The organism is Vannielia litorea (genome assembly GCF_900142295.1).
Classification (GTDB): domain Bacteria; phylum Pseudomonadota; class Alphaproteobacteria; order Rhodobacterales; family Rhodobacteraceae; genus Vannielia; species Vannielia litorea.
Genome location: NZ_FSRL01000001.1, coordinates 2,184,232 through 2,206,180 on the forward strand (window position 1 = coordinate 2,184,232; position 21,949 = coordinate 2,206,180).

Below are 21,949 nucleotides of genomic sequence, written 5' to 3' on the forward strand. Positions count from 1 at the left end.
ACGCCAAATTAAAGTGAACGGCGCACCTGTTGCCGCGACCTACTTGCTGCCGCTTTCGTCGCCGCCCTTGTCACGGTTCTCCACGATCTCGTCGATGAGGCCCCAATCCTTGGCTTCCTCGGGGCTCATGAAGTTGTCGCGCTCCAGCGCGGCCTCGACCTTCTTCAGGGTCTGCCCGGTGTGCTTAACATAGATGTGGTTAAGCCGGTCTTTCAGCTTCTGGGTTTCCTGCGCGTGGATCATGATGTCGGTCGCCTGGCCCTGGTAGCCGCCCGAGGGCTGGTGCACCATGATCCGGCTGTTGGGCAGCGAAAACCGCATCCCCTCGGCGCCGGCGGTCAGCAGCAGCGAGCCCATCGAGGCCGCCTGACCAACGACCAGCGTGCTCACCTTGGGCCGGATGTACTGCATCGTGTCATAGATCGAGAGGCCGCTGGTCACCACGCCGCCGGGGCTGTTGATGTACATGCTGATCTCTTTCTTCGGGTTCTCCGCCTCGAGGTGCAGCAGCTGGGCCACCACGAGCTGGCTCATCCCGTCATGCACCGGGCCGTTCACGAAGACGATCCGCTCCTTCAGCAGGCGCGAGAAGATGTCATAGGCGCGCTCGCCGCGGCTGGTCTGTTCGACCACCATGGGAACGAGGTTCATGTAGGTTTCGACAGGATCGCTCATAACTCGGGCCTCGGCATCTTGGGCCCCCGAAGGCGGAGGCGTGGTTTGCTTCCCCTTGTCTTAGTGCTGGCATGGGGGGGCTGCAAGGGCACCCCGCCCAAAGACCCGATAAGGGTGAACAATTGGTTGAAGGCGCGTGGCGCGGGGCCGAAACCGTTCAGTCCTTGTGCTCGGCCAGCTCGTTCAGCAGATCGAGGAGCGCATCCACGCGCTCTCGCCCGAAGGCGGTTTCCAGCTCGTTGAAGATCCGGTTGCTCTCGCCCACGTGGCGGGCAATCAGCGCCCGGCCCTCCTCGGTGATCGCCAGCCGCAGCTTGCGGCCGTCGTTGGGGTCTTTTTCGCGGGTGATGTACCCGCGCTCCTCCAGCGATTGCATGATCCGGGTCAGGCTCGGCAGGAGCAGGCAGGCCTGTTGGGCCAGCGCCTTGGGCTCCATGGTGCGATTCTCGTCGAGCACCCGCAGCACCCGCCACTGCTGCTCCGTCACTCCCGTCGACGACAGCATGCCCCGCACCGGGGCCATCACCGCTTCGCGGGCCCGCAGCAGCGCAATCGGCAGGGACCGGGAGGTATGGCGCAGCGCGGCACCGCCGTTCCGGCTCAGCTCGGCAGGTTTCGGGGCATGATCCGACATGTTTCATGTATGACTTATGCTTGACGGAGCGGCAAGCGCACTTCGGCGCAAGGCGTCGCGCCACGCTTCAGTGAAACTTGACGTTCGCGCCAAAATTATTTAACGAGTTAAAAACATCCGGGAGGACAGATTGCCCCATATCCGCGTCGAATACTCGGCCAACCTCGAGGCCCACGCCGATATTGGCGGGCTCTGCGAAGCGCTGCGCCGCGCCGGGCTCGAAACCGGCATCTTCCCGCTCGCCGGCATCCGTGTCCGCGCCGCGCGCTGCGATCACTACAGCATCGCCGACGGCGACCCGGCCAACCTCTTCGTCGATATCTCGATCCGACTGCGCGGCGGCCGCCCGCAGGACGCCAAGGAAGCCGCCACCGCCCATGTCTTCGAGGCCGCCCGAACGTTTCTGGCGCCGGTGATCGCCGCCCGGCCGATCATGCTTTCGCTCGAGATGCGCGATATCGACCCGGCCCTTTCCCCCAAGCTCAACACCCTGCGCGACCATCTCGCCGCCAAGGAGGCCAAATGACCGACCTCGCCAGCAACACCGCAAAGCTCGCCCCCCACCTCGCAGCCCTCCGCGAGACCGGCATCGCCCATCGCATCGCCGGAAAGGACGTGACCGGCGCGACCTTCGCCAACCATTCCCCGGTCGATGACAGCGTGATCTGCGAGGTTGCCCGCGGCACCGCCTCGGACATCGACGCCGCCGCCCAGGCCGCCAGGGCCGCCTTCCCCGAGTGGCGCGACATGTCGGGCACAGCCCGCAAGAAGATCCTTCACGCCGTGGCCGATGCCATCGAGGCCAACGCCGAAAAGATCGCCCTCTGCGAGGCCTGGGACACCGGCCAGCCGATCCGATTCATGGCCAAGGCGGCCCTGCGCGGTGCCGAGAACTTCCGCTTCTTCGCCGACCGGGCCCCCGCCGCCCGCGACGGCCGGCACCTGCCCAGCCCGACGCTGATGAACGTCACCACCCGCGTGCCCATCGGCCCCGTCGGCGTGATCACCCCGTGGAACACGCCCTTCATGCTCTCCACCTGGAAGATCGCGCCGGCCCTCGCCGCAGGCTGCACCGTGGTTCACAAACCGGCTGAATTTTCGCCCGTAACCGCCCGACTTCTCATGGAAATCGCCGAGGAGGCCGGGCTGCCTCCCGGCGTCTGGAACATGGTCAACGGCTTCGGCGAGGAGGCCGGCAAGGCGCTCACCGAACACCCTGCCATCAAGGCCATCGCCTTCGTGGGCGAGAGCAAGACGGGCAGCATGATCCAGGCCCAGGGCGCGCCGACCCTCAAGCGCGTCCATTTCGAGCTCGGCGGCAAGAACCCCGTGGTCGTCTTCGACGATGCCGACCTGCCGCGTGCGCTCGATGCCGCCATCTTCATGATCTACTCGCTCAACGGCGAGCGCTGCACCTCCTCGTCGCGCCTGCTGGTGCAGGAGAGCATCGCCGACAGGTTCGAGGCCGAGCTCGCCGCGCGCGTGGCCAACATCCGCGTCGGCAACCCGCTCGACCCGCACACCGAGGTCGGCCCGCTGATCCACGCCACCCACCGCGCCAAGGTGACGAGCTACTTCGCCAAGGCCAAGGCCGAAGGCGCCATCATCGCTGCCGGCGGCACCGCGCCCGAGGGGCCGGGCCATTACGTCACGCCCACGCTCTTCACCGGCGCGCGCAATGACATGGCCATCGCGCAGGAAGAGATCTTCGGCCCCGTCCTTACCTCAATACGCTTCAAGGATGAGGCGCAAGCCCTTCAGATCGCGAACGATATCCCCTACGGCCTCACCGCCTATGTCTGGACCCGGGACATCACTCGCGCCCTGCGCGTCACCGACGGGCTGGAGGCCGGCATGATCTGGGTGAACTCCGAGAACGTGCGCCACCTGCCCACCCCCTTCGGCGGGGTGAAGGCAAGCGGCATCGGCCGCGACGGCGGCGACTGGTCGTTCGAGTTCTACATGGAAACCAAGCACATCGGCTTCGCCACCGGCAGCCACAAGATCCCGCGCCTCGGCGCCTGAAGACACCCCGGAAACGCACCCTCTGGGAGGAGACCCGCAATGCCCATCCCCAAGCCGAACCTGAACCCCGCGTTCAACATCATCCGGCTCAGCCATGTCGAGCTGGTCGTCACCGACCTCGCCAGGTCCCGCGCCTTCTACGTCGACACGCTCGGCCTCCAGGTCACCGATGAAGACAGCGAAACCATATACCTGCGGGCGATGGAAGAACGCGGCCACCATTGCATCGTGCTGCGCAAGGGCGACGAGCCCCGCGCCCGCGACCTCTCCTTCAAGCTCTTCGACGAGGACCACCTGGAGAAGGCCGAGCATTTCTTCCGCACCAGGGGCCACGCCACCGAATGGGTCGAGCGCCCCTACCAGTCCCGCAGCTTCCGCACCCGCGACCCCCACGGCATCCCGCTGGAGTTCTACGCCCGGATGGACCGGCTCCCTCCGATCCACCAGCAGTACAAGCTCTATCACGGCGTCAAGCCGCTGCGGATCGACCACTTCAACTGCTTCAGCCCCGACGTCGACGCCTCGGTGGCCTTCTACACCGAGCTCGGCTTCCGGGTGACCGAATACACCGAGGATGAAGAAACCGGCCGCCTCTGGGCCGCCTGGATGCACCGCAAGGGCGGCGTGCACGACATGGCCTTCACCAACGGCACCGGCCCGCGCCTGCATCACACCGCCTTTTGGGTGCCCACGCCGCTCAACATCATCGACCTGCTCGACCTCATGGCCACCACCGGCTGGGTCGGCAACATCGAGCGCGGGCCGGGCCGCCACGGCATCTCAAACGCCTTCTTCCTCTACATCCGCGACCCCGACGGCCACCGGATCGAGATCTACTGCTCCGATTACCAGACGGTCGACCCCGACCTCGAGCCGATCAGGTGGGATCTCAAGGACCCGCAGCGCCAGACCCTCTGGGGCGCCCCCGCTCCAAAAAGCTGGTTCGAGGAGGGCTCGCTCTTCGAGGGCACGGAGCCGGTTCCGGCCTCGCTCGCGGCCCAGCCCATTGTCGCGCCGTAACATGGCGCTACAGTCCGCCCCGACGGACAACACGGAGGACCGACGATGCCCATGCCCAAGCTGAACGACCCCGAACTGCTCAAGGAGGCCTGTCTCGTCGCCGGCAAATGGGTGCCCGCCGGCGAGAACGCCATCGAGGTCACCAACCCCTCCACCGGCGAGGTGATCGGCCGCGTGCCCAAGCTCGGCGCCAGGGAGACCGACGAGGCCATCGAGGCCGCCCGCATCGCCCAGAAGCCCTGGGCCGCCCGCACCGCCGAAGATCGCGCGAACGTGCTGATGAAGTGGCATGACCTGATGATGGCGGCGCAGGACGATCTCGGCGCCATGATGACCGCCGAGCAGGGCAAACCGCTTGCCGAGGCCAAGGGCGAGGTCGCCTATGGTGCCAGCTTCATCAAGTGGTTCGCAGAGGAATGCCGCCGCACCAACGGCGAGGTGATCCCCGGCCACCAGCCCGACAAGCGCATCGTCGTGCTCAAGCAGCCGGTGGGCGTGGTGGCGGCGATCACGCCGTGGAACTTTCCCAACGCGATGATCACCCGCAAGGCCGGCCCTGCCCTGGGCGCAGGCTGCGCCATGGTGCTCAAGCCCGCCTCGCAAACGCCGTTCTCCGCCATCGCGCTGGGCGTGCTGGCCGAGCGCGCGGGCCTGCCGCTGGAGCTCTTCTCCATCCTGACCGGCTCGGCCTCCGCCATCGGCGGCGCCATGACCGCCTCGCCCACCGTCCGGGCGCTCACCTTCACCGGCTCCACCGAGGTCGGCGCCAAGCTCTACGAGCAATGCGCGCCCACGATCAAGAAACTGGGGCTGGAACTGGGCGGCAACGCCCCCTTTCTCGTCTTCGACGACGCCGATGTGGATGCCGCCGTGGACGGCGCGGTGATCGCCAAGTTCCGCAACAACGGCCAGACCTGCGTCTGCGCCAACCGGATCTACGTGCAATCCGGTGTCTATAACGAATTCGCCGAAAAGCTGGCAGCAAAGGTCGGCAGCATGAAAACCGGCGACGGCTTCGACGAGGGCATCAACTTCGGCCCGCTGATCGACGAGGCAGGGCTGGAGAAGGTCCGCGAACACGTGGAAGACGCCAAGTCGAAGGGTGCCAAGGTCATCCTCGGCGGCGAGGCCCACGAGAAGGGCGGCACCTTCTGGCAGCCCACCGTGCTCACCGGCGTCGATACCTCGATGAAGGTCGCGACCGAAGAAACCTTCGGCCCCGTCGCCCCGCTCTTCCGGTTCGAGACCGAAGAGGAGGCCGTGGACGCCGCCAATGCCACCGAGTTCGGCCTGGCCTCCTACTTCTACGCCCGCGACCTCTCCCGCGTCTGGCGGGTGTCGGAGGCGCTGGACTACGGCATGGTCGGCATCAACACCGGCCTGATCTCCACCGCCGTCGCCCCCTTCGGCGGGGTCAAGCACTCCGGCCTCGGCCGCGAGGGCTCGTCGCACGGCATGGAGGAGTTCATGGAGCTGAAGTACCTCTGCATGAACGTCTGACCCGCCGGGTGCGCCCGCTCGGCGCACCCTCCAGCACTGGAGCCCGCATGACCCGCCTCGCCACCGTCACCTGCCACGCCACCGGAGACACCCTCTGGGGCGTGATCACCGATGAGGGCTTCTCCGCCCTCTCGCCGCACCACGTCGGCTACCCCACGCTCCGCGAGGTGATCGAGGCGGGTGCACTGGAGAAGATGGCCGCACAGGCCGGCCCCGTTACCCACGGGCCGGGTGAGTTTTCCTACCAGATTCCAATTCCTTCGCCCGAAAAGATCATCTGCGTCGGGGTCAACTTTCCCGACCGCAACGCCGAGTACAAGGATGGCAAGGAAGCCCCGCCGAACCCCTCGCTCTTTATCCGTATTCCGCGCAGCTTCACCGGCCACGAGCAGCCCCTTGTCCGCCCGCCCGAAACCCCGCAGCTCGACTACGAGGGAGAGATCGCCGTGGTCATCGGCAAGGGCGGCCGTCGGATCCCCGAGGCGCAGGCGCTCGACCACATCGCCGCCCTGACGCTCTGCAACGAGGGCACCCTGCGCGACTGGGTCCGCCACGCCAAGTTCAACGTCACACAGGGCAAGAACTGGGATGACAGCGGCGCCATGGGTCCCTGGCTCGTCCCCTTCACCGACCCCGCGCAGATTACCGATGCCGATATCGAAACCCGCGTGAACGGCGAGCTGCGCCAGCAGGACAACACCGCGCGAATGATCTTTCCGGTCGCCTTCCAGATCGCCTACATCAGCACCTTCACCACGCTGGTGCCGGGCGATATCATCGTATCCGGCACCCCCACCGGCGCCGGCGCCCGCTTCGATCCGCCCCGGTTCCTGGAGCCCGGCGACGTGGTCGAAGTCACCTCCCCCGGCCTCGGAACCCTGCGCAACAGGGTGCAGGATGCGTAGGCTGGGTGAAACCCGCCACCTCTAGATCTGTCCGACCTCCGGCCTTGGAAGCGCTGTCAGCAGCGCCACCACCAGCGCCCGGCACCGCTCCCCCGCCCAGCCCTCGGGCATGAACCGCGCCGGCACCGCCGGCGTCCGCAGCGCCACCCGGCGCCACGAATGCACCACCAGCGCCCGCAGCGCGGCCACCTCGAGCGGCGCGAGCCGCTTGGGCGGCTTCACCGCGCCCAGCGCCCGCTCGAGCGCCGCCGCCTCGTCAAAAAGTGCCCCGGAACAAAGCGTTGCCTTCACCCACCCCGGCACCTCGGCCACCTCTCCGGCGGCCAGACCGGCGGCAGGCACGGCGCTGAGCACCACGTTGCCGGCCAGCTGAACCTCTCCCGCCCCGGCCTCCACCGCGCCCTCGCCCACCGCCAGGAACCACCGCTCCGGCACCTCGGGGCGTGCCGCGTAGATCCTTGGCGCCGCCGCCTCGGACTGCGCCCGCCCTTCGGCGGTGAGGGCATGCACCGCCCCGCGCCCGGCCTTCCGGCTCTCGATCCAGCCCTCCTTGCGCAGCCGGTGCAGCGCCACGCGCATGGCCTCGGGCCTCACGCCCACCGCCTCCATGATCCGTCCCAGCGCCGCCCCGTCGATCTGTGCCCCCTCGGCGCGAGCCAGGTCTCCGAAAACCGTCACGATGAGCGACCACACCCGGTGGTCACCGGGCCGAAGCGGCGCGGCGGCGGCATGGAATTCGGGCGTCAGGTCAGGGGCTTCGGCGGTGGCGCTCATGGCCGGAGCATAGCGCCGCGCCGCCTAGCCCGCCACCATGGTCAGCAGCTCGTATTCGGCCACCACCTCGCCGTCCTGCCGCAGGATTTCCACCGCCCAGCGCACCTCTCCATGCTCCGCCGTGCGCCGCTTCTTGCGGGCGACCGTCAGCCTCACGCTGATGCTGTCGCCCGGCACCACAGGTTGCAAAAAGGCAAGCTTCTCCAGCCCGGTGTTGGCCAGCACCGGCCCTTCCTCCGGGTCCACGAAAAGGCCTGCCGCAAAGCTGAGCAGCAGGTATCCATGGGCCACGCGGCCCGGAAAGAACGGGTTTCGCGCCGCCGCCGCCTCATCCATATGGGCATAGAAGGTATCGCCGGTGAACTCGGCGAAATGTTCGATATCTTCCAGCGTGATCTCGCGGGCCTCCGTCTGCAGAACCTGGCCCACCTCCAGCTCGCCGAACTTCCGGCGGAACGGATGGCCCTCGCTCGCCACCTCCGGCGCGCCCTTCACCTGCACCCCGCTCACCGCCCGCAGCATCTCGGGCGAGCCCTGCACCGCAGTCCGCTGCATGTAGTGCTTCACCGCACGGATCCCGCCCAGCTCCTCGCCACCACCCGCGCGGCCCGGTCCGCCATGCACCATCTGCGGCATAGGCGCGCCATGGCCGGTGCTCTCCTTCATCGACATCCGGTCGTTGAGGTAGACCCGCCCGTGCCAGGCCGCGAGGCCCATCACCGCCTCCTGCGCCACCGCCGGATCATGAGTGATCACGCTCGCCACCAGCGATCCCTCGCCCCGCGCCGCGATCTCGCAGGCGTGGGCGATGTCGCGGTAGCCCATCACCGTGCTGACCGGCCCAAAGGCCTCGGTGTCATGCACGCGCCGGGCGGCATCCGGATCGGCCCGAAACAGGTGCGGCGCCACGAAAGCCCCCGGCACGGCCCGGTCGCCCACCGGCGAGAACCCTTCCATCCCGCCGTAGACCAGCTCCGCCTCGGAGCCGATCACGCGGGCCTTCTCCAGCACATCCTCCGCCTGCCCCGCACTCACCAGCGCGCCCATCCGCACGCCCTCTTCGCGCGGATCGCCCACCACCGTCTTCGCCAGCCGCGCCGAGATCGCCTCGATCACCGCATCGACTCGCGCCTCGGGCACGAGGATCCGCCGGATCGCGGTGCACTTCTGCCCCGCCTTCGCGGTCATCTCCCGGTGCACTTCCTTCACGAAAAGGTCGAACTCCGGGCTGTCCGGCCCCGCATCCGGCCCGAGGATCGAGGCATTGAGCGAATCCTGCTCCGCCGTGAACCGCACCGAGTTGCGCAGCAGCGCCGGCGTGCCGCGCAACTTCAGCGCCGTCTCCGCCGAGCCGGTAAAGGTCACCACGTCCTGCGGCCCGAGCCGGTCGAGCGTATCGCCAAGGCCCCCCGTTACCAGCTGCAAGGCACCCTCGGGCAGCACACCGGCCTCCAGCATCATCCGCACGCAGGCCTCGGTCACATGAGCGGTCGCCGTCGCGGGCTTGACCACCGCAGGCACACCCGCCAGCAGGCAGGGCGCGAGCTTCTCCAGCATCCCCCAGACCGGGAAGTTGAAGGCGTTGACATGCACCGCAACCCCTTGGAGCGGCACGCAGATGTGCCGCCCGCCAAAGCTGCCCGCCTTGCCGAAGAACTCCACCTCGCCGTCCAGCAGCGGCCCCTCCTCGGGCAGCTCCTTTACCCCCTTCGAGGCGAAAACAAAGAGCGTGCCGATGCCGCCGTCCACGTCGATCATGTGATCAACGGCCGTGCCGCCGGTGGTGTAGCTCAGCTCGTAGAGCGCTTCCTTCTGGCCGCTCAAATGCAGCGCCAGCGCCTTCAGCATCTTCGCCCGCGCCTTGAACCCCATCGCCCGCAGCACCGGGCCGCCGACCCTGCGCCCATGCTCCAGCAGCGCGCCCGCATCGAGCGCGCCATTGCCCGCCCGGGCAATCCGCTCGCCCGTCACCGCATCGTGGATGTCCCGCGCGCCCTCGCCCGGGGCCATCCACACGCCACCCACGTAGCTGCCAACCTCGATCATCGCGCTCTCCTCCCTGTTGCGAGAATTAATTGACCAACCGGACGGTTTATGCAAACGATTCCGCAGGGAGGACGGCGACATGAGCGATACCATACAGGTGGCGCGGCACGGCGACTGGGTTGAAATCACCCTCCACCGGCCGGAAAAACTCAACAGTTTCAACGAGGACATGCATCTTGCCCTGCGCGCGGCGCTGGACGGCGCGGCCCAGGCCCGCGCGATCCTTCTCACCGGCGCCGGGCGCGGCTTCTGCGCCGGGCAAGACCTCGGCGACCGTGACCCGGCCAGGATGAAAGGCACGCCAGACCTCTCCCAGACCCTCACCAGGTTCTACAACCCGCTGATCCGCCAGATCCGCGCCCTGCCCTGCCCGGTGATCTGCGCCGTCAACGGCGTGGCCGCAGGCGCCGGCGCCAACGTGGCGCTCGCCTGCGACATCGTACTGGCCGCGCAATCGGCCAGGTTCATCCAGAGTTTCGGCAAGATCGGCCTTGTGCCCGACGCGGGCGGCACATGGTCCCTCCCCCACCTCGTCGGCATGGCCCGCGCCAAGGCTCTTGCGCTCACCGCCGAGCCCCTGCCCGCCGAAACCGCTGCCGACTGGGGCCTGATCTGGAAGGCCCTGCCCGACGACCAGCTCATGCCCGAGGCCCGCGCCCTCGCCGACAGGCTCGCCAAGGGCCCGACCCACGGCCTCGGCCAGATCAAGGCCGCCCTCCACGCCGCGCCCGGCAACACGATGGACGAACAGCTCGACCTCGAAGCGGCCACCCAGAAGCTCTGCGGCGCGCACCCCGACTATGCCGAGGGCGTCGCCGCCTTTCTCGCCAAGCGCGCTCCCGTCTTCGGAGCCAAGCCATGACGCCGCAGGAGCGGGCGGCGCAGTCTGCCGCCGTGATGTGGGCGCAGGATGCCGCCTCCAAATGGCTCGGCATGGAGCTGGGCGAGGTAACGGAAGGTGCCGCCACGCTCACCCTCAAGATCGAGCCGCACCACTGCAACGGCCACGGCATCTGCCACGGCGGCGTGATCTTTGCCCTGGCCGACTCTGCCTTCGCCTTTGCCTGCAACAGCCGCAACCAGTCCACCGTGGCCCAGCAGAACCAGATCACCTACCTCGCCCCCGGCCGCCTTGGCGAAACACTCACGGCAAGGGCCGTGGAAACCAGCCTGCAAGGCCGCACCGGCCTGACGGATGTGAGCGTCACCGGCGCGGAGGGGCGCGTGATCGCCCGGTTCCGCGGCCTCTCCCGCGCCATCCCCGGCACCCTCTTCGACGAAAGCGCAGCGCCATGATCGACCTCACGCCCCCCCGCGATACGCTCGACCCCATCGAAACCGCCTCCCGCGACGAGATCGGGGCGCTGCAACTGGAGCGCCTCAAGTGGTCGCTGAACCACGCCTACGCCAACGTGCCCTTCTACCGCGCCAGGTTCGACGCGGCAGGCGTCCACCCCGACGACCTCACGTCCCTGACCGACCTCGCGAAATTCCCCCTCACCGCCAAGTCCGATCTGCGAGACAACTACCCCTTCGGCCTCTTCGCCGTGCCGCGCGAGCGCATCCTGCGCCTCCACGCCTCCTCCGGCACCACCGGCAAGCCAACCGTCGTGGGCTACACCGCCCGCGATATCGAGACCTGGGCCACCGTGGTCGCCCGCTCGATCCGCGCTTCCGGCGGCAAGGCTGGTGACATCATCCACGTCGCCTACGGCTACGGCCTCTTCACCGGCGGGCTCGGAGCCCACTACGGCGCCGAAAAGCTGGGCTGCACCGTGGTCCCCGTCTCCGGCGGCATGACCGAGCGCCAGGTGACCCTGATCGAAGATTTCAAACCCTCCGTCATCATGGTCACCCCCTCCTACATGCTGTCGATCCTCGACGCCTATCGCGCCGCCGGGCTCGACCCCGCGCAAAGCCCGCTCAAGGTCGGCATCTTCGGGGCGGAACCCTGGACCAACGCGATGCGGGCGGAAATTGAACAGGCGTTCAACATGCACGCCGTTGATATCTATGGCCTCTCCGAGGTCATCGGCCCCGGCGTGGCGAACGAGTGTGTCGAATCCAAGGACGGGCTGCATATCTGGGAAGACCACTTCTACCCCGAGATCATCGACCCCGAGACAGGCGCGCCCGTCGCCGAAGGCGAGCTGGGTGAACTGGTCTTCACCACGCTGACCAAGGAGGGCATGCCGATCATCCGCTACCGCACCCGCGACCTCACCCGCCTTCTGCCGGGCACCGCCCGCTCCATGCGGCGGATGGAAAAGGTGACAGGCCGCAGCGACGACATGATCATCCTGCGCGGGGTAAATGTCTTTCCGACCCAGATCGAGGAGCAGCTCCTCAAATGCCGCGGCCTCGCCCCGCATTTCCAGATCGAACTCACCCGCGAGGGCAGGATGGATGCGCTGACGGTCCATTGCGAGCACTTGGGCGAGGCGAGCTCCTCAGAGGCCTCCGCGAAGGAGTTCGCCCACCACATCAAGTCGGTCGTCGGAATCACCGCCCGTATCGTGGTTCACGATCCCGAGGGCGTCGCCCGCTCGCAGGGCAAGGCCCAGCGCGTCGTCGACAACCGCCCGAAAGGCTGAGCGCATGGCCCGCCCCATCGCTGCCGACCACGAGGAAAAGCGGGAGCACATCCTGCTCACCGCGGCCCGCGTCTTTGCCGAGGGTGGCTACGACCGTGCCTCGATGGCACAGGTCGCCCGCGCCTGTGGCGTCTCCAAGGCGCTGATCTACCACTATTACGACAGCAAGGAGGCGCTGCTCTTCGATATCCTCGATGTGCACCTCAAGCGCCTGCGCGACCGGATCCGCGCGGTGGAGGCCGAAGAGGCCGAGGCCCGGCCCCGGCTCATCGCCATGCTGCGGGTGATCCTGCGTGACTACGAGGGCGCCGACCACAAGCACCAGCTCCAGATGAACGCCCTGGCCACCCTGCCCGAGCCGAGCCAGGCGGTGCTGAAGGACTACCAGCGCGACATGGTGCGCCGCCTCTCCGCCGCCCTTGCCGCCCTCGCGCCTCCCGAGCTTGCGGCCTCCGGGGCGCGACTGCGCGACGTCACCATGTCGGTCTTCGGAATGCTCAACTGGTTCCACATGTGGCAACCCCATGCCACGCCCGAGGCGCGCGACGACTATGCCGGCCTCGTGGCCGCGCTGGCGCTCGACGGGTTGAAGGGCGTGCCACCCGCACCCGCAGCCCGTGGGGGGCCAGCCCCCCACACCCCCCGAGGTATTTGAGCCAAGAAGAGGGGCAGGAGTCAGTCGGCGCGCCACCGGTCGCCGGGGTAGACGACGCTGTAGGACCGCCCCGCCTCGATCGCAACCCAGGGGCCGACGGTCCCGTCCGGCCAGATCACCCGCGCTTCCGGCGCCTGCGCGGCGCCCAGCCCGAAGTGCAGCGGCATGAGCTGCGCGCCGCCATGGCCGCCGCCGATGGTGCGCTCCTGCGCCTCGGTCCGACCCTGCGCCCGCACCTCGACCCAGGCCCCCACCGCATCGCGGTTGGCGCCTTCCTGCCGGGGCGACACGGCAAGCCAGTTGCCGGTGCCCTCGGTCACGTTGCGATAGACCTCCATCGGATCGCGCCGGTTGACAACCACCAGATCGAGCCGCCCGTCGCCGTCGAGATTGGCCAGCGCGGCGCCGCGCGAGCGCGCGCCCGAGGCCACGCCGGCCTCGGCCGCCGCCTCGCGGAACACCCCGTCGGCCCCCTGCATCAGCAGGTTGTTCGGGTCGTCCATCGCCATGCCGGGCATCTGGTCGACATTGCCCTTGGCGATGAACAGGTCGGCCCGCCCGTCGTTGTCGACATCGCCGAACTCGGCGTGCCAGCCGGTGCTCGGCCGCCCGTCCTCGCGCGTATGGGGCCGCGTCGCCGTGGCGCCGCGCTCCCAGGGCGCGCGCACGTAGCCCTCGCCGTTCCACTCCATCAGCACCTGGTCGCCCATCGAGGTGAGCATCACCTCGGGCCGGCCGTCGCCGGTGAGGTCGCGGCTGGCAATCCCCATGCCCCAGATCGACACCGGCTCGAAGCCCTCCGCCTCGCCCAGCAGGCGCGGCTCCTTGTCGAGCCGCCACATCTGCTCGGTCCCGCCCGACACGTAGTAGTGCCGGTCATTGGACACCCGCAGATCCTGCTGGCCGCGCCTTGCCCAGTCCGAGAACAGGATCGACAGCGCGCAGAAGCCGGGCTCGAGCACCGTGACAGGGCCATAGCCCTCGCCATTGGGGCGATGGAGGTGGTTCACGTCACAGGCCTCGAAGGGACCATCGGGGTTGTCGCGGTCGACGTAGTTGCCGAAGGCCAGGGTGGGCCAGCTCTGCCCCGCCTCCCAGGTGGCCGAAAACGCGGGGCTCCAGCGGTCGCCGCCGTCAAAGCCCCAATCGGCCTTTTCGAAGCCGCAATCGCCGGTGCCGCGCAGCAGGATGTTGGGGCCGACCCGCCCCAGCACGAGGTCGGTCACCCCGTCGCTGTCGATGTCGATGGGCCAGACCCCGCTGACCTCGGCGATCTCCGGAAAGCCGCCCACCGTGAACCGCATGCCGCCGCCATTGCGCAGCAGCACCGCGGGCGACGCACCGCCTGCGGCAACAATCTCGGGCAGCCCGTCGCCCGAGCAGTCGAACACCGCCACGCCGCCGCCCACGAAGTGCTCCCAGCCGCCGGTGTAGATGTGCTCGACCGGAAGCGCGACCGGCTCGAAGCGCGGTTCCGCCAGCGCCGGTCCGGCCACCAGGGCCACCGCGACCGCACCGCTCAGGGCTTTCAAGATGCGCCCCGCCCCGCGAGTTTGTCGGCGGCCACTTCCAGCGCCAGCGCCGCCGCGCCCCGCGCCCAGACCAGATCGCCCCAGGCGTTCACGGCCACCTCGGGGGCCTTGCGCCCCCGGCCCACGATCAGCTCTTCCATCTCGCGCATCACCTCTTCGGCATAGAGGTACTGATACTGCATCCGCTCTCCCGAAAGGATGATCAGCGAGGGGTCGAAGAGGTTGATCACATTGGCAAGCCCGGCCGCCATGTAGCGCCCGGCCCGGCGAAAGATGCTGCGCGCCGCCTCGTTGCCCGCCTTGGCCCGGTCGTGCAGGCTTTCCAGCACCATCTGGGGCGAAAGCTGCAATCGGCTGTCGAGTTCCAGCGCGGTATGGGCCTCGCGGACCAGCGCGTAGTCGGAGGTATAGGCCTCGAGGCAGCCGCGCTGGCCGCAGCGGCAGAGCGCCCCGTCGAGCTGCACCTTGGTATGGCCCAGCTCCAGGGCCAGCGAATGTGCACCGCGATAGAGCCCCTGCCCCAGCACCAGCCCCATGCCGACGCCCTGCTCGATGGAGACCACGGCAAAGTCGCGCGCGCTCCGGCCGCGGCCGAACCACAGCTCGGCCAGGGTCAGCAGGTTGGTGTCATTGTCGATCCATGTCGGAATGCCCAGCGCGTCCGAGAGCCGGCTGGCGAGCGGCACGCCTTCGCCCTCCAGCACCGACGACCACAGCACCAGGCCCTCGGGGTGGTCGATCAGCCCCGGCAGGCCCGCGCCCAGCGCGATCACGTCGGCCTTGCGCACGCCGGCCCGGGTGATCACGTCGCCTGCAAGGGTCGCGGCCTCCTCCAATACGCCCTTCAACGAGCGCGCCTGCGAGGGGCGCGCCAGCGTGCCCGAAGCCAGCGTGTTGCCCGCCATGTCGGTGAGCACGGCGGTGTGCTTGAACTCCGCGAGCTTCATCCCGATCACGTAGCCGGCCTCGCCGCGCACCCGGAGCGCCACCGGCGGGCGTCCGCGCGCGCCGGGTCGGGCCGGGCCCTCGACCTCTTCCACCAGCGCGGTTCCGAGCAGCTCGGCCACCACCGCCGTGACCGTGGCCGGGCTCACGTCGAGCTCGCGCGCAAGGTCGACCCTGGCGATCTGCCCGGCACTGCGAATCCGCTCGTAGGCCAGCCGGCGCAACGGCCCGCTCGCCTCGGTCCCGTTGCCGCGCCGGATCGGCCCGCAGCCTGCCGACAGCGCCGTGTCGCCGGACTCCCGCTGTGTCAGATCGAGCTGCATTGCTTCAGCTTTTCAAGTTAATATCCATCCGCTGCTGCCGATGTAGACACATCAGGCCGCTTGGGCGCAAGGAATTAATCGGGTTTTCGATGGTTAGCGTGTGAACCACCGAAGCTAGCCGAATATTTATTTTGACAACCAAATGAAAGCGAGCCAGTCTCGATTTGCCCGGCCGTCAAAGAGTCGGGTGCCTTGCCGCGCCCAGCGGGCCGGTCGGGCGGAACCCTTGGGAGGACATCATGAAGAAGACCCTTCTCGCCGCCGCCATGGCATCGGCGGCCATTGCCGCACCCGCTTTCGCCCAGACCGTGGGCGTCTCCTGGTCGAACTTCCAGGAAGAGCGCTGGAAGACCGACGAGGCCGCCATCAAGGCCGCCCTCGAAGCCGCTGGCGCCACCTACATCTCCGCCGACGCCCAGGCCTCTGCCGCCAAGCAGCTGACCGATGTCGAGGCGCTCATCAGCCAGGGCGCCGACGCGCTCATCATCCTCGCGATGGACAAGGACGCCATCGGCCCGGCGATCGACGCCGCCGCCGCCGAGGGGATCCCGGTGGTCGGCTACGACCGCCTGATCGAGGACGACCGCACCTTCTACATCACCTTCGACAACAAGGGCGTGGGCCGCATCATCGCCGAGCAGGTGACCGCCGCCCAGCCCGAGGGCAACATCGCCATCATCAAGGGCGACAAGGGCGACCCCAACGCGCTCTTCCTGCTTGAAGGCATGATGGAGGTGATCGGCGACGACGTGGAAGCCGGCAAGCTCACCATCGCCTGTGAAACCTTCACCGACGGCTGGAAGCCCGACAACGCCCAGAAGAACATGGAGCAGTGCCTCACCTCCACCGGCAACGAGATCGACGCCGTGCTGGCCGAGAATGACGGCATGGCCGGCGGCGTGATCGCGGCGCTTGCGGCACAGGGCCTCGACGGCATCCCCGTCGGCGGTCAGGACGGCGACCTCGCCGCCATCAACCGCGTGGCCCGCGGCACCCAGACCGTCTCGGTCTGGAAAGACAGCCGCCAGCTCGGCAAGGCTGCCGGCGAGATCGCCGTGGCCCTGGCCAGCGGCACCGCGATGGACGCCATCGAAGGCTCCGAGAAGTGGTCGGGCGGCGAGAAGGGCGTGGAGATGAACGCCATCTTCCTCTCCCCCACCCCGATCACCAAGGACAACATCGGTGACGCCATCGACGCCGGCCACATCTCCAAGGAGCAGGCCTGCGAAGGCGCGATGGACGGCGTGAACGGCTGCTGAGCCCGATACCACACCAACCGCCCCGGCACCCCTCGCGGCGCCGGGGCACCCCGCCCCTCGACGGGCAAGCCTTTTTGGGGAGGAAGGCATGAGCAGCCAGACAACCGACATTTCGGCCGAGAACGATCCGGCCAACCAGCCGCACCACACCAGCACCGGCATTCGCGGCTTTCTCGACGCGACAGAGCTTGATACCCGCCTGCTGGGCATGGTGGGGGCGCTCGCCCTGATCTGGGTCGGCTTCCACCTCTACGGGGCGCTGGTCAACGGCTTCGGCGCCTTCCTCACCCCCCGCAACCTCTGGAACCTCTCGGTCCAGACCTCTTCGATCGGGATCATGGCCTGCGGCATGGTGCTGGTCATCATCACCCGAAACATCGACCTCTCCGTGGGCTCTATCCTCGGGTTCTGCGCCATCACCATGGGCGTGCTGCAGGTCGATGTCTTCGCCAGCTGGCTCGGCCTCGGCCACCCGCTGATCTGGGTGCTCGCCGCCGCCTGCGGCATCGCGCTCGGCGCGCTGATCGGCTGCTTCCACGGCTTTCTCATCGCCTACGGCAAGATCCCGGCCTTCATCGTCACCCTCGGCGGCCTCCTCGTCTGGCGTGGCGCGGCCTTCCTAGTGGCCCGCGGCGAGACGATCTCGCCGGTCGACAGCACCTTCGCCCTGCTCGGCGGCGGGCCCTACGGCGCAATCGGCGCCACCGGCAGCTGGATCGTCGGCGCCCTCGCCTGTGCCGCCATCGTCGGCCTCATCCTCTGGGGCCGCCGCCAGCGCCGCAAGTTCCACTCCCCGCTCCGCCCGGTCTGGGCCGAGTGGTTCCTGGGCGCGCTCGGCTGCGGCTTGGTCATCGGCGCGGTGCTGCTGGTCAATGCCTACCCCTGGCCGCGCGGCATCGTGAACCGCTACGCCGAGGCCGAGGGCATCACCCTGCCCGAGGGCGGCCTGTTCATCAGCCACGGCTTCGCCATCCCCGTGCTGATCCTGGTCGGCGTCGCCATCGGCATGACCATCCTGATGACGATGACCCGCTTCGGCCGTTACGTCTACGCCATCGGCGGCAACCCCGAGGCGGCCGAGCTTGCGGGCATCAACTCCCGCATGATGACGGTCAAGATCTTCGGCATCATGGGCGGCCTCGCCGGCCTCTCCGCCGTGGTGGCCTCGGCCCGCCTGAACTCCGCCACCAACTCGCTCGGCACGCTCGACGAGCTCTACGTCATCGCCTCGGCGGTGATCGGCGGCACCTCGCTCGCAGGCGGCGTGGGCACCATCTACGGCGCCATCCTCGGCGCGTTGGTCATGCAATCGCTGCAAACCGGCATGGTACTCATCGGCTTCGACGCCGCGATCCAGCAGGTCGTCGTCGGCTCGGTGCTCGTCCTCGCCGTCTTTCTCGACATCCTCTACCGGGGGAAAACCAAATGACCGATCAGACACCCCTCGTGGAGATGAAGGACATCTGCATCTCCTTCGGCGGCATCCATGCCGTGGATCACGTGAGCATAGATCTCTATCCAGGCGAGGTCGTGGGCCTGCTTGGCCACAACGGCGCCGGCAAGTCGACCCTCATCAAGATCCTCTCGGGCGCCTACCAGATGGACTCGGGCGAGATCCGCATCAATGGCGAGAAGGCCACCATCGAAAGCCCGCGCGACGCCCGGCGCTACAACATCGAGACGATCTACCAGACCCTCGCCTTGGCCGACAATCTCGACGCCGCCGCCAACCTCTTTCTCGGCCGCGAACTGACAACCCCGCTCGGCTTCGTCGATGACGCCAAGCAGGAGGCCGAGACCCGCAAGATCATGGCGCGGCTGAACCCCAACTTCAAAAAGCACAAGGAGCCGGTCTCGGCGCTCTCCGGCGGCCAGCGCCAGTCGGTCGCCATTGCCCGCGCGGTCTACTTCAAGGCCCGCATCCTGATCATGGACGAGCCCACCGCAGCCCTCGGCGTGCACGAGACCCAGATGGTCGCAGACCTGATCCAGGAGCTGAAGAAACAGGGCCTCGGCATCTTCCTCATCAGCCATGACACCCGCGAGATGATGGATCTCTGCGACCGGGTTTCGGTCATGAAGAACGGCAAGGTCGTCGGCACAGAGCGCGTCGAGGACGTGACCGAAGACGACATCCTGTCGATGATCATCCTCGGCAAGAACCCCCTGCACGAGCGCAGCGCGGAGCCGGCCTGACATGTTTCTAGGCCTCGATCTCGGCACCTCCGGCCTCAAGGCCGTGCTCATCGACGACGCCCAGAAGGTCGTGGGGGAGGCCCATGCCAAGCTCACTGTCCAGCGCCCGCATCCCGGCTGGTCCGAGCAGTCGCCCGCCGACTGGCTCTCGGCCACCGAGAAGGCGCTGGATACGCTGGCCAAGTCGCACAACCTCGCTACGGTGCAGGGCATCGGTCTCTCCGGCCAGATGCACGGCGCCGTCTGCGTGGATGCCTCCGACGAGGTGCTGCGCCCCGCGATCCTGTGGAACGACACGCGCTCGGCCGCCGAGGCCGCCGCGCTCGATGCCGACACGGCCTTCCGCGCAATTTCCGGCAACATCGTCTTTCCGGGCTTCACCGCGCCGAAGATCCACTGGATGGCCGCCCACGAGCCCGCCCTGCGGGAGCGCATCGCGAGGGTCTTTTTGCCCAAGGATTACCTGCGCTACTGGCTGACCGGCGAGGCGGTGTCGGAGATGTCCGACGCCTCCGGCACCTCCTGGCTCGACACCGGCGCTCGCGACTGGTCTGACGCACTGCTCGCCGCCTCCGGCCTGACCCGCGCGCAAATGCCCTCGCTGGTGGAGGGCTCCGCCGTCTCCGGCACGCTGCGGCCCGAACTGGCCTCGCGGTGGGGCATGCGCGCCGGCGTGGTCGTCGCCGGCGGCGGCGGCGACAACGCCTGCTCCGCCGTGGGCGTCGGCGTGGTCGGCAAGGGGCAGGCCTTCGTGAGCCTCGGCACCTCCGGCGTGCTGCTGGCCGCGACCGAAAGCTACGCCCCCGCGCCCGAAACCTCGGTGCATACCTTCTGCCACGCGCTGCCCGGCATCTGGCACCAGATGGGCGTGATCCTCGCCGCCACCGACGCGCTCGAATGGTACGCCCGCCTCACCGGCAGCCCGGCGGCCCAGCTCACCTCCGAGCTCGGCCCGCTCCAGGCGCCCGGCCGCGCGCTGTTCCTGCCCTACCTCGGCGGCGAACGAACCCCGCACAATGACGCAGCCATCCGCGGCTCGCTCACCGGCATCGAACATGTGACCGATCTGGATGCCGGCACCCGCGCCGTGCTCGAAGGGGTCACCCACGCCCTGCGCGACTGCCACGAGGCCCTGGCCGCCACCGGCACGCAGTACGAAAGCCTCCTCGCCGTCGGCGGCGGCTCCCGCTCCGACTACTGGCTCTCGGCCATCGCCACCTCGCTCGGCCTGCCCGTCGAGATCCCGGTGGCAGGCGACTTCGGCGGGGCCTACGGCGCCGCCCGCCTCGCCCTCATGGCCGCCACCGGCGCCGGGCCCGAAGCCGCCAGACGCCCCGAGATCGCCCGCGTGATCGAGCCCGAGCCCGCGCTGCAAGATGCCTTCGCGCAGGCCCACGCCCGCTACCAAGCCACCTACAAAGCTCTGAAAGGCCTCTCCTGATGTCCTACTTCGCCGGTATCGAAGCCGTCCAATACGAAGGCCACGAAAGCCTCAACCCGCTCGCCTTCCGCCATTACGATCCCACCGCGATGCTGGGCGACAAGACGCTGGAAGAGCACCTGCGCTTCGCCGTCGCCTGGTGGCACAGCTTCGCCTGGGAGGGCGGCGACCCCTTCGGCGGCCGCACCTTCGACCGCCCCTGGTTCGGCTCCGAGATGGACAAGGCCAAGGCCAAGGCAGACGCGGCCTTCGAGCTCTTCGCCATCCTCGGCCAGCCCTACTTCTGCTTCCACGATGTCGACATCCGCCCCGAGGGCGCGAGCTTTGCCGAGAACACGGCCAACCTCGAAGAGATGGTCGACTACATCGGCACCAAGATGGAGAGCGCCAGGACAAGGCTGCTCTGGGGCACCGCCAACCTCTTCTCGCACCGCCGCTTCATGTCGGGCGCGGCTACCAACCCCGATCCGGATGTGTTTGCCTTCTCCGCCGCCACGCTGAAAACCTGCATCGACGCTACGGCCAAACTCGGCGGCGAGAACTACGTGCTCTGGGGCGGCCGCGAGGGCTACGAGACGCTCCTGAACACCGACCTCAAGCGCGAGCGCGAGCAGGCCGGGCGGATGCTGACCATGGTGGTGGACTACGCCCGCAAGATCGGCTTCAAGGGCGCCATCCTGATCGAGCCCAAGCCGCAGGAACCGACCAAGCACCAGTACGATTTTGACGTCGCCACCGTCTACGGCTTCCTCAAGGACTTCGGGCTCGAGGGCGAGGTGAAGGTCAACATCGAGCAGGGCCACGCCATCCTCGCCGGCCACAGCTTCGAGCACGAGCTGGCCCTGGCCGCCTCGCTCGGCATCCTCGGCTCCATCGACATGAACCGCAACGACTACCAGTCCGGCTGGGATACCGACCAGTTCCCCGTCTCGCTCCGCGAGACCACGCTGGCCTATTACGAGATCCTCAAGGCGGGCGGCTTCACCACCGGCGGCACCAACTTCGACGCCAAGCTGCGCCGCCAGTCGCTCGACCCCGAAGACCTGGTGGCCGCCCATGTCGGCGGCATGGACATCTGCGCGCTCGGCCTGAAGAAGGCCCACGCGATGATCGAGGAAGGCTCGCTCCAGGCCGCCCTCGAAGCGCGCTATGCCGGCTGGAACGACCCGGCCAACACGGCGATGCTCACCTCCGACCTCGCCACCATTGCAGAGCGCGTCGCCCGCGACGGCATCAACCCCGAGCCCCGCTCCGGCAAGCAGGAAAAGCTCGAAAACCTCGTCAGCCGCTTCGTGGCCTGACAGCGCCCCGCGCAGCCGCCGTTTCGCCCTCTCCTCGCCCCGGCTCGCACGCGCCGGGGCGAAGACGCCTCGAAGGGCGGATGAGCCGACCCTTGATAAAGGTCCGATCCGGCCCTAGCTTGTG

20 protein-coding genes are annotated in these 21,949 nt (G+C 68.3%); 14 read left to right on the top strand and 6 right to left on the bottom strand.

The genetic code is table 11. From position 1 onward, the window contains the following. Nucleotides 1–39: 39 nt before the first annotated feature. Together BUR94_RS10670 and hpaR are read right to left on the bottom strand one after the other, a co-directional pair. Nucleotides 40–675, bottom strand: a complete 636-nt coding sequence (locus BUR94_RS10670; protein ID WP_074256220.1) for an ATP-dependent Clp protease proteolytic subunit — start codon at nt 673–675, stop codon at nt 40–42. A 157-nt stretch (nt 676–832) separates the two neighbouring features. After that, nucleotides 833–1,309: a homoprotocatechuate degradation operon regulator HpaR gene (hpaR, locus tag BUR94_RS10675; protein ID WP_074256221.1), complete on the bottom strand. Its 477-nt coding sequence runs from the start codon at nt 1,307–1,309 to the stop codon at nt 833–835. Nucleotides 1,310–1,439: 130 nt separating this feature from the next. Here hpaR and BUR94_RS10680 point away from each other — a divergent pair, with 130 nt between their 5' ends. From BUR94_RS10680 to BUR94_RS10700, 5 genes are read left to right on the top strand one after another with little or no spacing between them, the layout of a single operon-like run. Beyond that, nucleotides 1,440–1,835: a 5-carboxymethyl-2-hydroxymuconate Delta-isomerase gene (locus tag BUR94_RS10680; protein WP_074256222.1), complete on the top strand. Its 396-nt coding sequence runs from the start codon at nt 1,440–1,442 to the stop codon at nt 1,833–1,835. After that, nucleotides 1,832–3,334, top strand: coding sequence for a 5-carboxymethyl-2-hydroxymuconate semialdehyde dehydrogenase (gene hpaE / locus BUR94_RS10685; protein WP_074256223.1), 1,503 nt, complete (start codon nt 1,832–1,834; stop codon nt 3,332–3,334). The genes BUR94_RS10680 and hpaE overlap by 4 nt, the downstream gene beginning before the upstream one ends. A gap of 39 nt (nt 3,335–3,373) precedes the next feature. After that, the gene (gene hpaD / locus BUR94_RS10690) at nt 3,374–4,354 is read left to right on the top strand and encodes a 3,4-dihydroxyphenylacetate 2,3-dioxygenase (RefSeq protein ID WP_074256224.1); all 981 of its coding nucleotides are present in this window, start codon (nt 3,374–3,376) and stop codon (nt 4,352–4,354) included. A gap of 45 nt (nt 4,355–4,399) precedes the next feature. Further along, nucleotides 4,400–5,854 carry an NAD-dependent succinate-semialdehyde dehydrogenase gene (locus BUR94_RS10695; RefSeq protein ID WP_074256225.1) on the top strand — a complete coding sequence of 485 codons (1,455 nt, stop codon included), beginning with the start codon at nt 4,400–4,402 and terminating at the stop codon, nt 5,852–5,854. Between the two features lie 47 nt (nt 5,855–5,901). Next, complete coding sequence (locus BUR94_RS10700) at nt 5,902–6,759, top strand: fumarylacetoacetate hydrolase family protein (protein ID WP_074256226.1); 858 nt, start codon at nt 5,902–5,904, stop codon at nt 6,757–6,759. Nucleotides 6,760–6,780: 21 nt separating this feature from the next. Here the strand turns inward: BUR94_RS10700 and BUR94_RS10705 are convergent, their stop codons facing one another. Then, entirely contained in the window at nt 6,781–7,533 is a 753-nt protein-coding gene (locus BUR94_RS10705; protein WP_074256227.1) for a PaaX family transcriptional regulator C-terminal domain-containing protein, read from the bottom strand. Nucleotides 7,534–7,557: 24 nt separating this feature from the next. Next, nucleotides 7,558–9,579, bottom strand: a complete 2,022-nt coding sequence (gene paaZ / locus BUR94_RS10710; RefSeq protein ID WP_074256228.1) for a phenylacetic acid degradation bifunctional protein PaaZ — start codon at nt 9,577–9,579, stop codon at nt 7,558–7,560. A 79-nt stretch (nt 9,580–9,658) separates the two neighbouring features. Here paaZ and paaG point away from each other — a divergent pair, with 79 nt between their 5' ends. From paaG to BUR94_RS10730, 4 genes are read left to right on the top strand one after another with little or no spacing between them, the layout of a single operon-like run. Beyond that, on the top strand, nt 9,659–10,441 hold the full coding sequence (gene paaG / locus BUR94_RS10715) for a 2-(1,2-epoxy-1,2-dihydrophenyl)acetyl-CoA isomerase PaaG (protein ID WP_074256229.1): 783 nt from the start codon (nt 9,659–9,661) through the stop codon (nt 10,439–10,441). Then, a complete protein-coding gene (gene paaI / locus BUR94_RS10720) occupies nt 10,438–10,875 on the top strand; it encodes a hydroxyphenylacetyl-CoA thioesterase PaaI (RefSeq protein WP_074256230.1) in 438 nt (145 codons plus the stop codon). Before paaG ends, paaI begins: the two co-directional genes overlap by 4 nt. Beyond that, nucleotides 10,872–12,173, top strand: a complete 1,302-nt coding sequence (gene paaK / locus BUR94_RS10725) for a phenylacetate--CoA ligase PaaK (protein WP_074256231.1) — start codon at nt 10,872–10,874, stop codon at nt 12,171–12,173. The genes paaI and paaK overlap by 4 nt, the downstream gene beginning before the upstream one ends. A gap of 4 nt (nt 12,174–12,177) precedes the next feature. Beyond that, nucleotides 12,178–12,828: a TetR/AcrR family transcriptional regulator gene (locus BUR94_RS10730; protein WP_074256232.1), complete on the top strand. Its 651-nt coding sequence runs from the start codon at nt 12,178–12,180 to the stop codon at nt 12,826–12,828. A gap of 20 nt (nt 12,829–12,848) precedes the next feature. On the opposite strand, the gene BUR94_RS10735 is transcribed toward BUR94_RS10730, so the two are convergent. Together BUR94_RS10735 and BUR94_RS10740 are read right to left on the bottom strand one after the other, a co-directional pair. Continuing rightward, nucleotides 12,849–14,351, bottom strand: coding sequence for a CRTAC1 family protein (locus BUR94_RS10735; protein ID WP_074257682.1), 1,503 nt, complete (start codon nt 14,349–14,351; stop codon nt 12,849–12,851). A 5-nt stretch (nt 14,352–14,356) separates the two neighbouring features. Continuing rightward, on the bottom strand, nt 14,357–15,628 hold the full coding sequence (locus tag BUR94_RS10740) for an ROK family protein (protein ID WP_175570459.1): 1,272 nt from the start codon (nt 15,626–15,628) through the stop codon (nt 14,357–14,359). A 239-nt stretch (nt 15,629–15,867) separates the two neighbouring features. Here BUR94_RS10740 and BUR94_RS10745 point away from each other — a divergent pair, with 239 nt between their 5' ends. The 5 genes from BUR94_RS10745 (at nt 15,868) to xylA (ending at nt 21,825) form a co-directional block, all read left to right on the top strand. Then, nucleotides 15,868–16,887 carry a substrate-binding domain-containing protein gene (locus tag BUR94_RS10745; protein WP_074256233.1) on the top strand — a complete coding sequence of 340 codons (1,020 nt, stop codon included), beginning with the start codon at nt 15,868–15,870 and terminating at the stop codon, nt 16,885–16,887. Between the two features lie 88 nt (nt 16,888–16,975). After that, a complete protein-coding gene (locus BUR94_RS10750; RefSeq protein ID WP_084193000.1) occupies nt 16,976–18,316 on the top strand; it encodes a sugar ABC transporter permease in 1,341 nt (446 codons plus the stop codon). Beyond that, nucleotides 18,313–19,083 carry an ATP-binding cassette domain-containing protein gene (locus BUR94_RS10755; protein ID WP_074256234.1) on the top strand — a complete coding sequence of 257 codons (771 nt, stop codon included), beginning with the start codon at nt 18,313–18,315 and terminating at the stop codon, nt 19,081–19,083. Before BUR94_RS10750 ends, BUR94_RS10755 begins: the two co-directional genes overlap by 4 nt. A gap of 1 nt (nt 19,084) precedes the next feature. Continuing rightward, entirely contained in the window at nt 19,085–20,524 is a 1,440-nt protein-coding gene (gene xylB / locus BUR94_RS10760) for a xylulokinase (RefSeq protein ID WP_074256235.1), read from the top strand. Further along, the gene (xylA, locus tag BUR94_RS10765; protein WP_139301266.1) at nt 20,521–21,825 is read left to right on the top strand and encodes a xylose isomerase; all 1,305 of its coding nucleotides are present in this window, start codon (nt 20,521–20,523) and stop codon (nt 21,823–21,825) included. The genes xylB and xylA overlap by 4 nt, the downstream gene beginning before the upstream one ends. The last annotated feature ends 124 nt before the right edge of the window (nt 21,826–21,949 follow it).